This window comes from Acidaminococcus timonensis, from assembly GCF_900106585.1.
Classification (GTDB): domain Bacteria; phylum Bacillota; class Negativicutes; order Acidaminococcales; family Acidaminococcaceae; genus Acidaminococcus; species Acidaminococcus timonensis.
Map to the genome: position 1 here is coordinate 81832 of NZ_FNWH01000006.1, position 13271 is coordinate 95102.

11 protein-coding genes and 1 other annotated feature are annotated in these 13271 nt (G+C 52.0%); all 11 genes read left to right on the forward strand.

The features are described 5' to 3' along the window. Positions 1-70: 70 nt before the first annotated feature. The 11 genes from istA to BQ5462_RS04380 all read left to right on the forward strand — a co-directional run bounded on the left by istA (position 71) and on the right by BQ5462_RS04380 (position 13267). Positions 71-1513 carry an IS21 family transposase gene (gene istA / locus BQ5462_RS04330; protein WP_071141677.1) on the forward strand — a complete coding sequence of 481 codons (1443 nt, stop codon included), beginning with the start codon at positions 71-73 and terminating at the stop codon, positions 1511-1513. Further along, positions 1495-2250, forward strand: a complete 756-nt coding sequence (gene istB, locus BQ5462_RS04335; RefSeq protein ID WP_071141678.1) for an IS21-like element helper ATPase IstB — start codon at positions 1495-1497, stop codon at positions 2248-2250. Before istA ends, istB begins: the two co-directional genes overlap by 19 nt. A 103-nt stretch (positions 2251-2353) precedes the next feature. Next, positions 2354-3436, forward strand: a complete 1083-nt coding sequence (locus BQ5462_RS11235; RefSeq protein WP_159429671.1) for a type ISP restriction/modification enzyme — start codon at positions 2354-2356, stop codon at positions 3434-3436. A gap of 78 nt (positions 3437-3514) precedes the next feature. Then, positions 3515-4183 (forward strand): hypothetical protein, encoded by a 669-nt coding sequence (locus tag BQ5462_RS04345; RefSeq protein WP_143038019.1) that lies wholly within the window; start codon positions 3515-3517, stop codon positions 4181-4183. A gap of 59 nt (positions 4184-4242) precedes the next feature. Then, positions 4243-4662 (forward strand): hypothetical protein, encoded by a 420-nt coding sequence (locus tag BQ5462_RS04350; protein WP_071142204.1) that lies wholly within the window; start codon positions 4243-4245, stop codon positions 4660-4662. A 442-nt stretch (positions 4663-5104) separates the two neighbouring features. Next, positions 5105-5638 carry a transcription repressor NadR gene (locus BQ5462_RS04355; RefSeq protein ID WP_071142205.1) on the forward strand — a complete coding sequence of 178 codons (534 nt, stop codon included), beginning with the start codon at positions 5105-5107 and terminating at the stop codon, positions 5636-5638. Between the two features lie 148 nt (positions 5639-5786). Continuing rightward, a complete protein-coding gene (locus tag BQ5462_RS04360; protein WP_159429672.1) occupies positions 5787-6257 on the forward strand; it encodes a DUF805 domain-containing protein in 471 nt (156 codons plus the stop codon). Positions 6258-6376: 119 nt separating this feature from the next. Then, the gene (locus BQ5462_RS04365; RefSeq protein ID WP_071142207.1) at positions 6377-7291 is read left to right on the forward strand and encodes an AAA family ATPase; all 915 of its coding nucleotides are present in this window, start codon (positions 6377-6379) and stop codon (positions 7289-7291) included. A gap of 6 nt (positions 7292-7297) precedes the next feature. Next, the gene (locus BQ5462_RS04370; protein ID WP_071142208.1) at positions 7298-9022 is read left to right on the forward strand and encodes a vWA domain-containing protein; all 1725 of its coding nucleotides are present in this window, start codon (positions 7298-7300) and stop codon (positions 9020-9022) included. A 54-nt stretch (positions 9023-9076) separates the two neighbouring features. Continuing rightward, positions 9077-9277, forward strand: a binding site (T-box leader). A 35-nt stretch (positions 9278-9312) separates the two neighbouring features. Continuing rightward, positions 9313-11967: a valine--tRNA ligase gene (locus tag BQ5462_RS04375; protein ID WP_071142209.1), complete on the forward strand. Its 2655-nt coding sequence runs from the start codon at positions 9313-9315 to the stop codon at positions 11965-11967. 19 nt (positions 11968-11986) lie between these two features. Then, a complete protein-coding gene (locus BQ5462_RS04380; protein WP_071142210.1) occupies positions 11987-13267 on the forward strand; it encodes a bifunctional folylpolyglutamate synthase/dihydrofolate synthase in 1281 nt (426 codons plus the stop codon). The last annotated feature ends 4 nt before the right edge of the window (positions 13268-13271 follow it).

Consider the following 13271-nt stretch of genomic DNA (forward strand, 5'->3'; position numbering starts at 1 on the left):
GTGAGCCACTCTGAAACAAGTTCCCCTATACTAGAGTCAGTAATTTGATTCTAAGGGGATTGATGTTAGGATGGTCATCACTATGAAAGATTATGGTCAAATTCGCCAGATGTACATTCGCGATGGAAAATCTATCCGCCAGATTGCCAGAGAAATGCATATCTCCCGTAATACTGTGGCCAAGTATTGCAAAGGAAATGCACTCCCGGGCATCCGCTGCGAATATCATCGGACATCTGCAGTGATTACAGAGGAGGTGACTCGATTCATCCAGAGCTGTCTGGATGAAGATGCGAAAGAACCCAATAAGAAGCAGCACCACACAGCCAAGCGGATTTATGACCGCCTGGTAGAAGAAACTGGATTTACAGGAGGTGCAAGCACAGTCCGGCGCTGCGTTCATCTGTTACGTGGCAATCTTCAGGAAGCCTTCGTCCCTTTGGCTCACCTTCCAGGTGATGCGATGCAGATTGATTGGGGTGAAGCTGTGGTTTACCTCAAAGGAGTGCGTACTAAAGTCAATTTCTTTTGTGCCCGCCTTTGCTACAGCTGTGCTCCTTTCGTGGTCTGTTTCCGCAGGAAGAATACGGAAGCTTTACTTGAAGCATTGAGAAAAGCTCTGGAATTCTTTGGGGGCGTCCCTGCTAAGGTCATTTTTGACAATGACCGGGTAGCCGTTAAGGAAAAAGGTGGCAAAGAAGCCATTGCCCAGGAAAAGTATGAAGCATTTGCAGCCCATTATTGCTTCCATACCGTTTTCTGCAATGTCCGGAGTGGAAATGAAAAAGGACTGGTGGAGAATCTCGTAGGCTGGGTCCGCCGGAATGTCTTTGTCCCTGTACCCAGAGTAGATGCGCTGGACGAATTGAACAGACTCCTGCTGGATAAATGCAAGGTGTATGCGAATACGCATAAAATCCCTGGACGGGAGAACCCTGTAAAGGATCTGCTCCTGGAAGACCAGAAACGTCTCTGCCCACTGCCGGGCAGCCCTTTTGATGCAAGCAGAGCAGCAGTCTGCCGAGTAACACCCTTTTCTGTTGTCCGATTCGTCGCTAACGATTATTCTGTGCCCGTGAAATATGTGGGACAGGAGGTCACGGTGCGAGCCTATGCTGAACAGATTCGGATCTTTGCCAAGGGGGAACTGATTGCTGAACACGCCAGAAACTATGGGCAAAACCAGCAGATTCTGAAACTTGCGCATTATCTGCCGTTGCTGGAATACAAGCCGCGCAGCATCCTGGAAGCAAAACCGGTACGGCAGAACCTCAGTGCTGCCCTGCTACAGTTCCTGGAGACCAATGCATTCAGCAGCGAACAGCTGGTTGAGATTCTGCGGCTATGTGCTGCCGACGGAGAGAACGCTTTTTGGGAGCACAAAGAGCAATTTATGGTTTCCGACAGGAAAGCGCATATCCTTACCGACCCGGTAAAAGTGCAGCAGACAGATCTTTCAATGTATGACCAGCTTTTACAGGAAGGAGGCACTATGTGCAGGACGCAGGTGTAAAGGAAGCACTCCGTTTCTATGCGAAACAGCTTAAACTTCCCACTTTCAAAGACGTCGGTGAACCAGCGGAAAAATTCCGCCCCGGACAAAGCCTGGAAGAATTCGTGCTCGGGTTGATGAAGCGGGAATATGCATCCCGTCAGGAAAAACAGCAGCAACGCAGGCTGAAGAGAGCGCACTTTCCCATGCTCAAGACCCTGGAAGAGTTTGATCTCACAAGGCTGGAACATGTTCGGCCTGAATATGTGAAGCAGCTGGCAAGCTGCGATTTCATAAAGAGGCATGAGAACCTGGTGATGATCGGTAATCCGGGGACGGGGAAAACACATCTGATGACAGCCCTTGGAGTGAAAGCCTGTCTGCTGGGCTGGAAGGTCATTTTCTGCAATGCCACAACGCTGGCAACTGAGCTATGTGAAGCCCATGATGATTACCAGTTGCGCAAGATGGAAAAAACTTTGAGCGGAGCAGACCTGCTGCTCATAGATGAATTAAGTTATGCAAGATTCAACCAGGAAGAATCTGAAATGTTGTTCAAAGTGATTGCCGAAAGGAGTGAAAGAGCCAGTACAGTGATTACGACAAACCTGGAGTTTTCCAAATGGACGGAGATGTTTGCCAGCGAGACGCTGGTTGCCGCATTGGTCGACCGGCTCACCTACCACTCCAGTGTTTTAAATATGAATGGACAGTCTTACCGTTTGCACAGCAGCAAACAGAAGATGACGAATGCTTAAGTGGCTCAAAAATTCGTGAGCAGGTGGCTCACTTTTTCATGAGCATGAGTGGCTCAAAAATTCGTGAGCAAGTGGCTCACTTTTTGGTTGACATTCACATTCTTTGGAAAAAAATATTGATACAACGATAGAATTCTATAATCAACAAACCCGGTTGTATCAAGAAGGCAAAATAACAGATTTCCTTAGGGATTCTTCGAAAATAAATTGGGTCGCAGACACTATCCAAGATGCCAAAAAAGGAAAAGTCTATCAAAAAAACCATGGAAGTTTTAGAATGTCTATGTATCGTCCATTTAGTAAAAAATGGCTTTTCTTTGATACAAATCTCAATCAAAGAACATATCAACTGCCTAAGTTATTTCCGACAGTAGATTCTAAGAATTTGTTAATTTGTGTGCCGGGAATAGGAAATTCAAAAGCTTTTAGACCATTTATTGTTGATGAAATACCATGTCTTGATATGATTGAAAAGGGACAATGTTTTCCTCTTTACTATTATCAGGAAAAAGATAAATTGGAGACTAGCTTGTTTGATCCGGAAGCTCCTAAAATGGAACGGAAGAGCGCTATTACACCTTTTGCTCTGAAAGAGGCTCATAACCGGTATGGAAGTGACATTACGGCGGAAGACATTTTCTTCTATGTATATGGCTTCCTGCATCTGCCCAATTATCGGAAGCAATTTGCTGCGGATTTGAAGAAATCCCTGCCCCGGATCAGTTTTGTGGAGAAACGGGAAGATTTTGTGCAGATCATGAAAATCGGCCGTGCCCTGGCCAAGCTCCATTTGGACTATGAAACCCAGAAACCGCCGGAAGGGGTGGTTGTGGAAGGAGCGGAAAAGGGAAACTTTACCGTGGAGAAAATCCGTTTTGGCAAGAAAGACAGTAAAACTGCCGATAAATCGGTGCTCCAGTACAACGAATCCATTACCATCCGGAACATTCCGGAAAAGGTGTATGGGTATGTGGTCAACGGGCGGAGCCCGGTGGAATGGATCATGGACCAGTACCAGGTGAAAGTGGACAAGGCTTCTCAATTGAAGAACGATCCCAACGACTGGTGCCGGGAACAGGGGAATCCCCGGTATATCCTGGATCTTCTGCTGTCCGTCATGACCGTGAGCATCAAAACCCAGGAGCTGGTTGCGCAGCTTCCAGATATACAGTTCATGAAGGAATGAAGGGGGATGAGGACGGAGAATTAGAATCTTTGGGGAAAGTTGATCGTTGTTATTGACGCAAGAAAAAAGGGAGTGTTTATGATGAAATTTGGAAAGAAAACAATGGGATTACTCTTATCCGTAGGTTTGTTGCTGGGTACTGGCGTTGGGGTAACACCGGCCCATGCCTATGTGGAAGATGCAGGGGTGTTGAATAACTTCCATACTGACAGGCAACAGCCTATGTGGGATTACATTAATTCTCACAACTACCGCTTCTTTAATAAAGATAGCGGGTCTGACTATTACATTACTAAGGATAATACTACGTTCATGGCTATTTCAAACGGAAATATAGTCTATGGTTGGGCTCCTGGGGTACTGCAATATTTGATTTTCCTGAAACCAGGTCCCAAAACAGATTTGGGCATACAGGTGGGGGATTCTGTGAAAACATTGATTGCAACTTATGGCTCAGCGCATCCGACTACAGATGCTAACTTTGTCGACAATCAACCGCGTATGGGTTATTATCAACAAAGCAGTGCATATAAAATCCAAACAAGAAGTGGCTGGAAGCCAGTCTATATCGTTACCTATTTTGATCGCAACAGGCATCATCTTGATTTTATGGTGGGGACTAGCAATAATCGGATCATGGCAATTCTTTATCGTACAAGTGGGAGTACAACGGTTATCGGAGACATGTACGATGCCGATAATTTTAGGATTTACATGAATAGAAGTGGGTTGGGGTATTATCTCTAAATTCTGTTTTATGGGATAATCTGGCAAGGATAAAGAGGCATATTTAGGAGAATCTAAGGATGAAAAATTTTGAAGACTATCCAAGTTTTATACAAGGCTTTTTGGGAATTATCGCTTTTCTTGGCGTTTACTTTGGTGCGGGGGCTCTATTCTTTCTTCCATGGCTTTTATTTGAAAAAAGAATTATTGGCGTATGGGTGCTGGAAGGTTGGGCTAGTTTAAGTATAGTCATTGCAGTGGCCTTTTATTTTAAAATGAAGGAAAAAAATAAATACATTCAATACTTGGTTTATATGGTAGAAGGAAATTTAGCTCATAAGAGAACGTTAAGCATAGTGCTAGAAGAAGAAGCAATAAAAAAAGGCACGACAATAATGGATCAAGCACTGGCCAATACTAATTGGGTACAATCTATGCAAAATGAAAAAGAACTTGGTGATGTAATTTTCTATCTGGTGAACAAATATGGAGTTCACTGAATAAATAAGGAAACTATTATTAAAGGAATTGAAGTTGCAGTACTGGATAAAATTAGCTGACAGTCTGGAAACTATATACTATATATAGCAAGGCAAATAACAAAAAACACTATATATAGCAAATAAAACCGAGAAAAAGCAATAATCATTCCTTCTAAGCCGTGTGTCGAGCGTTCGAATCGCTCCGGGGTCACCAATTGAAAAGATTGAGGGTGTTGCACCTTGTGTGCGACACCCTCTTTTTGGTTCCTGATTTACCCCCCTTGTTGAACGGTATAGAAATAACGAAAATTTTAGATTACAATAGAAGTTCTTTTAGACATTCATAATTATATGTGATACAATACAAATGAATTGCTTCTGACAAAATGCAGTTATGAATAGATAGAGAAAACAGGCTGGAGAGGAGCGGAGAAGGCCTGCAGTGTGGGGGGAACAATATATGAAGAATCAGCAGCGGAGAGAAAAAATATTAGAAATCCTGAGGAGTTCAACCGGACCCATTACAGGGGACCAGCTGGCCAAAGATCTGAATGTATCCCGCCAGGTCATTGTCCTGGACATGGCCCTTCTGCGGAGTGCCGGTACGGCCATCGTCTCCACCCGGAGAGGGTATCAGATCAATGGACGGAGCCTGACGGCCAGCTTCGACTGCCAATATAAAGAACTGACACCGGAAAGCGCTCAGGAAGAAATGAATGCAGTGGTGGACAACGGCGGCATGGTTTCCAGTGTGACCATCCTGCCGGATTTCAGTGGTCCCATCCAGGCCTACCTGAACCTGAAGAACCGGAGAGATGTGAAGCAGTACATCGAAAGCTTCCAGAAATACGAAATTCCGCTGATTGCCACCCTTTCCCATGGGCATCACACCCTGACGGTTGCCGCCGATTCCCAGGAGGAACTGGGAGCCATCCGGGAAGCCCTGAAGGAACTTGGAGTGCTGACGGAAGAGGGAGAAGAGACGGAAAAATAAACAACAGGGAGGTGCGCATGGGGGGAACCGTTCACAGCGATGACCGTAAATGCGCATTTTTTGTGAAATTCCTCTTTCTTTTCCTGCCAAAAATAGATATAATATCTTTCGACTGTTGAAGGAGAACGCTGAAAGAATAGGAGGCCGTATGGCATTGTTGGATCAAATGAATGCAGGGAAGAACGAGAGGCTGTCGCCCTATCAGTGGATGGAGCGTCATTTTTTTGCCCGGCAGATTCCCCGGGACTGGGCTTCCCTGCTGGAACTGTACCTGAATTTCCACGGCCGTCTGGGCCGGGTGGAAATGGCTCTGCGGGGGGCCTTGCTTCTGGCAGGGACCGGCTTGGTGACCTTTTTCCTCATGGGCTGTGTATGCCTCTTCACCCTGTTTGAAAGCGGAGTGGGGGCCATTGCCCTGCTAGGACTGTGGATGCTGACCTATCTGGTGATGATGGTCTGTGGAATTTCTCTGTTCGTCCGCCGTTTCCATGATATGGACCGGAGCGGCTGGTGGGTTCTGCTGCTTTTCATCCCGGTGGTCCATCTGGCTGTATATATCTATCTGCTGATCCGCAAGGGAACAGAGGGAGACAACCGCTTCGGAGCTGTTCCGGAGTGAAGAGGGGCGGTTGTCCGGCCCATGATCTGGCGGGAGCGTCGCGCAAGCGGCGCTCTTTTTTTGTGCTATAATAAACATGATTCAAAGAGTGTGAAATTGTCCTTGGAGGGGGCCGTGTGATGCTGGAATTTTTGGAAAAAGAACAAATCAGTGAAGAACTGATCAAGGGAATCGAAGGGTACCGGAAGGAATTCCCCACGCCGCCGGAACTGGCGGACCGGGTACCGGAGCCCCATTTCCATTATTATGGGAAAGATGTGTGGGAGGAAGCCATCGCTGCCCTGCTGTGCGGGCAGAACCTGCTCCTGGCCGGGCACAAGGCTACCGGCAAGAACGTGCTGGCGGAAAATCTGGCCTGTGTCTTCGGCCGCCCCATGTGGAACGTTTCTTTCCATATTAATATGGATGCGACGGGTATGCTGGGCACGGATACATTCAAGAACGGGGAAGTGGAATTCCGGCCGGGCCCGGTGTACCAGTGCGCCGTCCATGGCGGCTTCGGAGTGTTCGATGAAATCAACATGGCCCGGAACGAAGCCATGGCCGTACTCCATTCTCTGCTGGATTTCCGTCATACGGTGGACATCCCAGGCTATGACCGGCTCCATGCCCACAAGGCCTGCCGGTTCATTGCCACCATGAACTACGGGTATTCCGGTACCCGGGAACTGAATGAAGCGCTGGCCTCCCGGTTCGTGGTGATCCAGCTGCCTGCCATTTCCACGGAGTCCCTGGGTCGGCTGCTGAAGGATGAATTCCCCACCATCCGCCAGGATGCCATGAAGGCTTTCTGCCAGATCTTCAAAGACCTGGAAAAGAAATGTGCGGAAAGCGAGATTTCGGAAAAAGCGCTGGATCTGCGGGGGATGCTGGATGCCATCCACCTGATGCAGGCCGGCCTGGATCCTCACAAGGCCCTGGATATGGGCATTGTGAACAAGTCCTTTGATGAATACGAACCGGGCCTGATCCGGGATGTGATCAACCTGCACATCCCCGGCAACTGCAAAAAGCAGGATATCTTTGAGGGATGATGGATCATGGCAAAACTGAAATACGATGCCAGGCGCCGGCGGGCACTGAATATCGTATGGGATGTTTCCTGGGACTACCATTTTGACCCGGACTTTGTGGCCTACGGGGAAAATGGGGTACCGGATCTGTACCTGAATGCGGTGGTGGGCCTGACCCGGAAATATTACGATGTAACGCTCATCCACCAGATGTTCCAGGAAATGGAAAACAGCGCCCTGGTGGATACCTTTACGGATCTGTTCTGGCTGGGGCTGGAATATTGTACCTATGCCAGGGAAATCCCTGTACGGCCGGTGCTGAAGTATCTGCGGGAACAGCACGCCAGGGCCTATTTCAACGGGACGAAGCTGGATAAGCAGGGGGTGGCCCACGAAATGCAGGCCGCCCGGTGGCACGAAGTGCTGGGAGAGAAACGGGACCTGCACGACCCCTGGGCCAGGGGCCTGTATGAAGGGCTATGCTTCGACCCTGCCTGGACTACCCAGCAACTCTGTGATCATTTCCGGAAACTGACCAAAAAGTACTTCGTGTCCCATTTCCTGGTGCGGGAAAGCCTGGAAAAGGTCATCATCAGCAAGGGTCTGGGCGATCTGATCGACTGGCTGCTGCCCCACATCAGCCGCAGGCAGGAAAGCGTGTTCAATTTCCTGTACTCCAAAAAGCAGGCACTGGACATCCTGTCCGGGAAAAAGGCCCACAACAGTCTGATGGAAATCATTACCGGCCAGACCCAGGCGGAGAACTACCAGTATATCGTGGACTGTTTCGGGGCCAGCATCTATCCGCCCAGGAAGATGCTGGACATCGACCAGGCCTGGTGCAGCGGGCCTCACAGAGGATGCCATCTGCATTTTACCCGGGGGCGCCTGGGAAGCAAAGGGACCACGGGCGAAGCCTCCCGCTGGCTGGAAGGGGCCCATCAGCAGCGGGTGAAGAATCTGGCCTACTACAAGGATCATGGGGAGCAGTGCCGGAAGAGCATTGCCAGGCTTACAGGACAGCTGCGCAGCGTCATGCGCATGAGCCGGACCCGGCTGCCCATTCCCTCCAAAGAGGGTGAACTGGTGCCCGGCCTGGTGTGGCGGGCCCTGAAGGTGAACGACGACAGGGTGTTCTTTGAAAATGAGACCGTGTCCACCCCGGACTTTACCATAGACCTGATGCTGGATGCTTCGGCCAGCCGGGGGGAATACCAGCAGGTCATTGCCTCCCAGGCCTATGTAATCGCCGAGAGCCTGCGCCAGTGCGGCATTCCCTATCAGGTGTATTCGTTCTGCACCCTGCGGGATTACACGGTATTGACCCTGTTCAAGGAGTACAGCGACAAGAAACGCTGCACCAGCATCTTCAACTATGTGGCCACCGGGTGGAACCGGGACGGGCTTGCCCTGCGGGGTGCCCGGCAGCTCATGGGGGATTTCACCCACACCCGGAAGATCCTGATTATGCTCACCGATGCGGAACCCAACGATGACAAGCCCCTGATGGGAGACGGATTGTTCAGCTCTGCAGAATACCGGGATGAAAAAGCAGTGGCCAATACGGCGGACGAGGCTGCCAGCCTGCGCCGGGAGGGAATCCGGGTCATTGGGCTGATCAATGGGGAAAACAGGCACATCATGAGCGATGCCCGGAAGATCTTCGGCAGGGATTGCGTGGAGGTCAGGGACCTGGACAAAATGGCCGACAGCGTGGGGAAGATCCTGTGCCGGCATATTGAGGCGCTGTAGCCATTGACTTTTCCCGTCCCCCTTGTTACAATGACTCCATACAGCTACAAACTGACAAAGGCGGGGAACGGAAGGAGTACAATGCCGCTTGCACAGCAGAGAGGATGCGGCTGGTGGAAGCATCTGTGCAATGCATGGGAAGTCGTCCGGGAGCCGGCGGGGTGGAGAGCCCTGCCCGGAGAAGGCACGTTACGTCTTTGAAGGTGCTCAAGCAATTGAGAATGTAGGTGGTACCGCGAACAACTCGTCCTATAAAACAGGGCGAGTTTATTTTTTTAAGGAGGCAGAACATGGCAGAAGAAAACAACATCCCCAAGGTCTATGATCCGGCCGCGGTGGAAAAGAAATGGTATGCATACTGGATCGAGAACGGGTTCTTCCATCAACCGGTGGACAAGAGCCGCAAACCGTTCAGCGTGGTGATCCCGCCTCCCAACATTACCGGGAAACTCCACATGGGCCATGCCCTGGACAATACCCTGCAGGATATCCTGGTGCGCTGGCATCGGATGATGGGGGACAACACCTGCTGGCTGCCCGGCTATGACCATGCAGGTCTGGCGACCCAGATTAAGGTGGAAGAGGAACTGAAGAAAAAAGAAGGGCTGACCCGGTATGACCTGGGCCGGGATGAATTTGTGAAACGGGTCTGGAAATGGAAGGAAGAATACGGTGATACCATCGTTACCCAGCTGAAATCCCTGGGCATTTCCTGCGACTGGGACCGCCAGCGTTTCACTATGGACGAAGGGCTGAGCCGTGCTGTGCGGGAGGCTTTTGTGAGCCTGTACGAAAAGGGCCTGATCTACAAAGGGACCCGGATGATCAACTGGTGCGTGAACTGCCGTACGGCCCTGTCCGATGTGGAAGTGGAACACCAGGATGACCCGGGTGCCCTGTGGTACATCAAATACCCCATCGTGGGCGAAACGGACAGCTATCTGACCATTGCCACCAGCCGTCCGGAAACCATCCCCGGGGATACGGCCGTAGCCGTGAACCCCAAAGATGAACGGTATGGCAAGCTGGTGGGCAAGAAGATCCTGCTGCCCACCACCAACCGGGAAATCCCCATCATCGCCGATGAGTATGTAGACCTGGAATTCGGTACCGGCGCTGTGAAGATTACTCCGGCCCACGATCCCAACGACTATGAAGTGGGCGAACGGCACAATCTGGAAAAAATCGTGGTCATCGGCCTGGACGGCAAGATGACGAAAGCCGCTGGCAAGTATGAAGGCCAGGACCGCTACGAATGCCGGAAGCAGATCGTCCAGGATCTGAAGGACATGGGCCTGCTGGTGAAAATCGAAGATGCGCCCCACGCGGTGGGCCACTGTCAGCGCTGCCACCACGTGGTGGAACCCATGGTCTCCACCCAGTGGTTCGTCAAGATGAAACCTCTGGCAGAAGCGGCCATCAAATGCGTCACCGAAGGCCATACCCAGTTCGTGCCCAGCCGGTTTACCAAGACCTATCTGCAATGGATGGAAAACATCCATGACTGGTGCATTTCCCGGCAGATCTGGTGGGGCCATCGGATCCCGGTTTGGTACTGTGATGACTGCGGCGCCGTGTCCGCCTCCCGGACGGATCTGACCACCTGCCCGAAATGCGGCAGTACCCACATCCATCAGGACGAAGATGCCCTGGATACCTGGTTCAGCTCTGGCCTGTGGCCGTTCTCCACCTTCGGCTGGCCGGACAAAACTCCGGAACTGGAACAATGGTATCCCACCAGCGTGCTGGTTACCGGCTATGACATCATCTTCTTCTGGGTGGCCCGGATGATCACCATGGGTGAGGAATTCATGGGCAAAGAACCCTTCAAGCATGTATTCATCCACGGGCTGGTGCGGGACGAACAGGGCCGCAAGATGAGCAAATCCCTGGGCAACGGCATCGATCCCCTGGACGTAATCGGCAAATATGGCGCCGATACCCTGCGGTTCATGCTGATCACCGGCAATACCCCGGGCAATGACATGCGGTTTTACTGGAACCGGATCGAAAGCACCCGGAATTTCGCCAACAAGATCTGGAACGCTTCCCGGTTCGCCCTGATGAACCTGGACGGCTACGATAAAAACGCGGAAAAAGCGCCTCTGACCCTGGCGGATCAATGGATCCTGTCCCGGCTGCAGCACACCATCCAGGCCGTATCCGATTACCTGGAGAAATTCGAACTGGGAGAAGCCGGCCGTCTGATCTACGATTTCATCTGGGGCGAAGTATGCGACTGGTACATCGAACTGGCCAAACCCCGTCTGTATAACAAAGAGGATGCGGCCCAGCGGGCCACGGCCCAGAGCGTGCTGTGCCGGGTACTGGGCGATGCCATGAAGCTGCTGCATCCCTATATGCCCTTCATCACGGAAGAAATCTGGCAGCACCTGCCCCATGAAGGTAAGAGCATCATGATCGCTCCCTGGCCGAAGGCAGATGATGCCCTGATCGACGACACGGTGGAAAAACAGATGACCGTCATCATGGATTCCATCAAGTCCATCCGGAACATGCGGGCAGAAGTGAATGCCGCTCCGGGTCACAAGGCTCCGGCTACGGTGCTGGTGGACGAGGACCTGAAGGACGTGTTCAAGGCCCATGCTTCCTATATCCAGCAGCTGGGTACGGTGGACAGCCTGACTATCGGTGGCATGGACGATGTGGCTCCGGAAAACGCCATGGCTGCTGTGGTCAACGGTGCCAAGGTGTATCTGCCTCTCAAGGGCCTGATTGATGTGGAAAAGGAACTGGCCCGTCTCCAGAAAGAACTGGACGGGGCCGAAAAAGAGGCCAAACGGGCTGCCGGCAAGCTGAGCAACCAGAACTTCCTCTCCAAGGCTCCGGCTGAAGTGGTGGAAAAAGAAAAGACCAAACAGACCGAAGTGCTGGCCCGGATCGATGGCCTGAAGGAACGGATGGAGACTCTCCGGAAACTGTGATCTGGAAAGGAGTAACGCGATGGAATATACGGATGCGGTAGCGTACGTAGAAAGTCTGGGTAAATTCGGCATCCATCTGGGGATGGAGCGGATCCAGGGCCTGGCGGCCCTTCTGGACCATCCGGAGCGGAAAATCCGGACAGTCCATGTGACCGGCACCAACGGCAAGGGCAGTGTAACGGCTTTTTTGACCAGCATCCTGAAGGAAAGCGGCAGACGGGTGGGGACCTATACCTCGCCCCACTTTGTCCGCTACAATGAACGGATCTGCCTGGATGGGCAGGAAATCTCCAATGAAGATTTCGCCGCTGTCACGGAAAAAACAAAGGACGCCCTGGACAAGTGGCTGGCCGGCGGGGGTGAGCAGCCTACCCAGTTCGAATTCCTCACGGCCATGGCTTTCCTGTACTTCGCCGAGAAACAGGTGGACCTGGCTGTAATCGAAGTGGGTATGGGAGGTCTGTGGGACTCCACCAACATCATCACGCCGGAAGTTTCGGTGATCACCAATGTGACGTTGGAGCACACGGAACGGCTGGGCAAGACCATCGAAGCCATCGCTGCCCAGAAGGCCGGGATCATCAAACCTGGGGTACCGGTGGTGACAGCGGCTGAGGGGGCGGCTCTTGCCGTCATCCGGGATACGGCGGAAGCCAATCATTCCGCACTGTACATCCTGGGCAATCAATTTTCAGCGGAGGTGCTGTCCAGTTCCATGGGCGCACAGGAATTCCTGTACCGGGACGGGGAAAAGGAACTGGATGTGACCATCCATCTGCCCGGGGAACACCAGGTGCTGAACGGGGCCGTGGCCCTGAAGGTGGCCGAACTGCTGGCCGCCAGGGACAAGGCCATCACGGAAGCTGCCATCCTGAAGGGGATGGAGGAGACCCGCTGGCCGGGACGATTGGAACGGATCCACCAGAAGCCGGACATCATCCTGGACGGGGCCCACAATCCCTCTGGCGTCACCGTGCTGCGGAAGGCACTGGACGAGTATTATCCCAAGGCACACCGTTACTTCGTATTCGGCATGATGGCGGATAAGGACGTGAGCCAGGTGTCGGACATCCTGTTCCGGCCGGAGGACACCATCTACACGGTGCTGGCCCATGCGGGGGACCGGTCGGAAACGCCGGAAAAGCTGGCGAAGCGGCTCCACAAGAATGCGGTTCCCATGGATGACCTGACGGCTGCCTACAGAAAGGCGGTCGGTGAGGCCGGCCCGGAGGATGTGGTCATCGTCTGCGGCTCTCTGTACCTGGTGGGGACCTTTAAGGAACTGGGACTGGACCGGTAGAGCC

Excerpts from the sequence above, each read along its gene's own strand:
- BQ5462_RS04380 (WP_071142210.1), top strand. The coding sequence starts at position 11,987 with ATGGAATATACGGATGCGGTAGCGTACGTAGAAAGTCTGGGTAAATTC.
- BQ5462_RS04360 (WP_159429672.1), top strand. The coding sequence starts at position 5,787 with ATGGCATTGTTGGATCAAATGAATGCAGGGAAGAACGAGAGGCTGTCG.
- BQ5462_RS04365 (WP_071142207.1), top strand. The coding sequence starts at position 6,377 with ATGCTGGAATTTTTGGAAAAAGAACAAATCAGTGAAGAACTGATCAAG.
- BQ5462_RS04345 (WP_143038019.1), top strand. The coding sequence starts at position 3,515 with ATGATGAAATTTGGAAAGAAAACAATGGGATTACTCTTATCCGTAGGT.
- istA (WP_071141677.1), top strand. The coding sequence starts at position 71 with ATGGTCATCACTATGAAAGATTATGGTCAAATTCGCCAGATGTACATT.
- BQ5462_RS04370 (WP_071142208.1), top strand. The coding sequence starts at position 7,298 with ATGGCAAAACTGAAATACGATGCCAGGCGCCGGCGGGCACTGAATATC.
- BQ5462_RS04355 (WP_071142205.1), top strand. The coding sequence starts at position 5,105 with ATGAAGAATCAGCAGCGGAGAGAAAAAATATTAGAAATCCTGAGGAGT.
- BQ5462_RS04350 (WP_071142204.1), top strand. The coding sequence starts at position 4,243 with ATGAAAAATTTTGAAGACTATCCAAGTTTTATACAAGGCTTTTTGGGA.
- BQ5462_RS04375 (WP_071142209.1), top strand. The coding sequence starts at position 9,313 with ATGGCAGAAGAAAACAACATCCCCAAGGTCTATGATCCGGCCGCGGTG.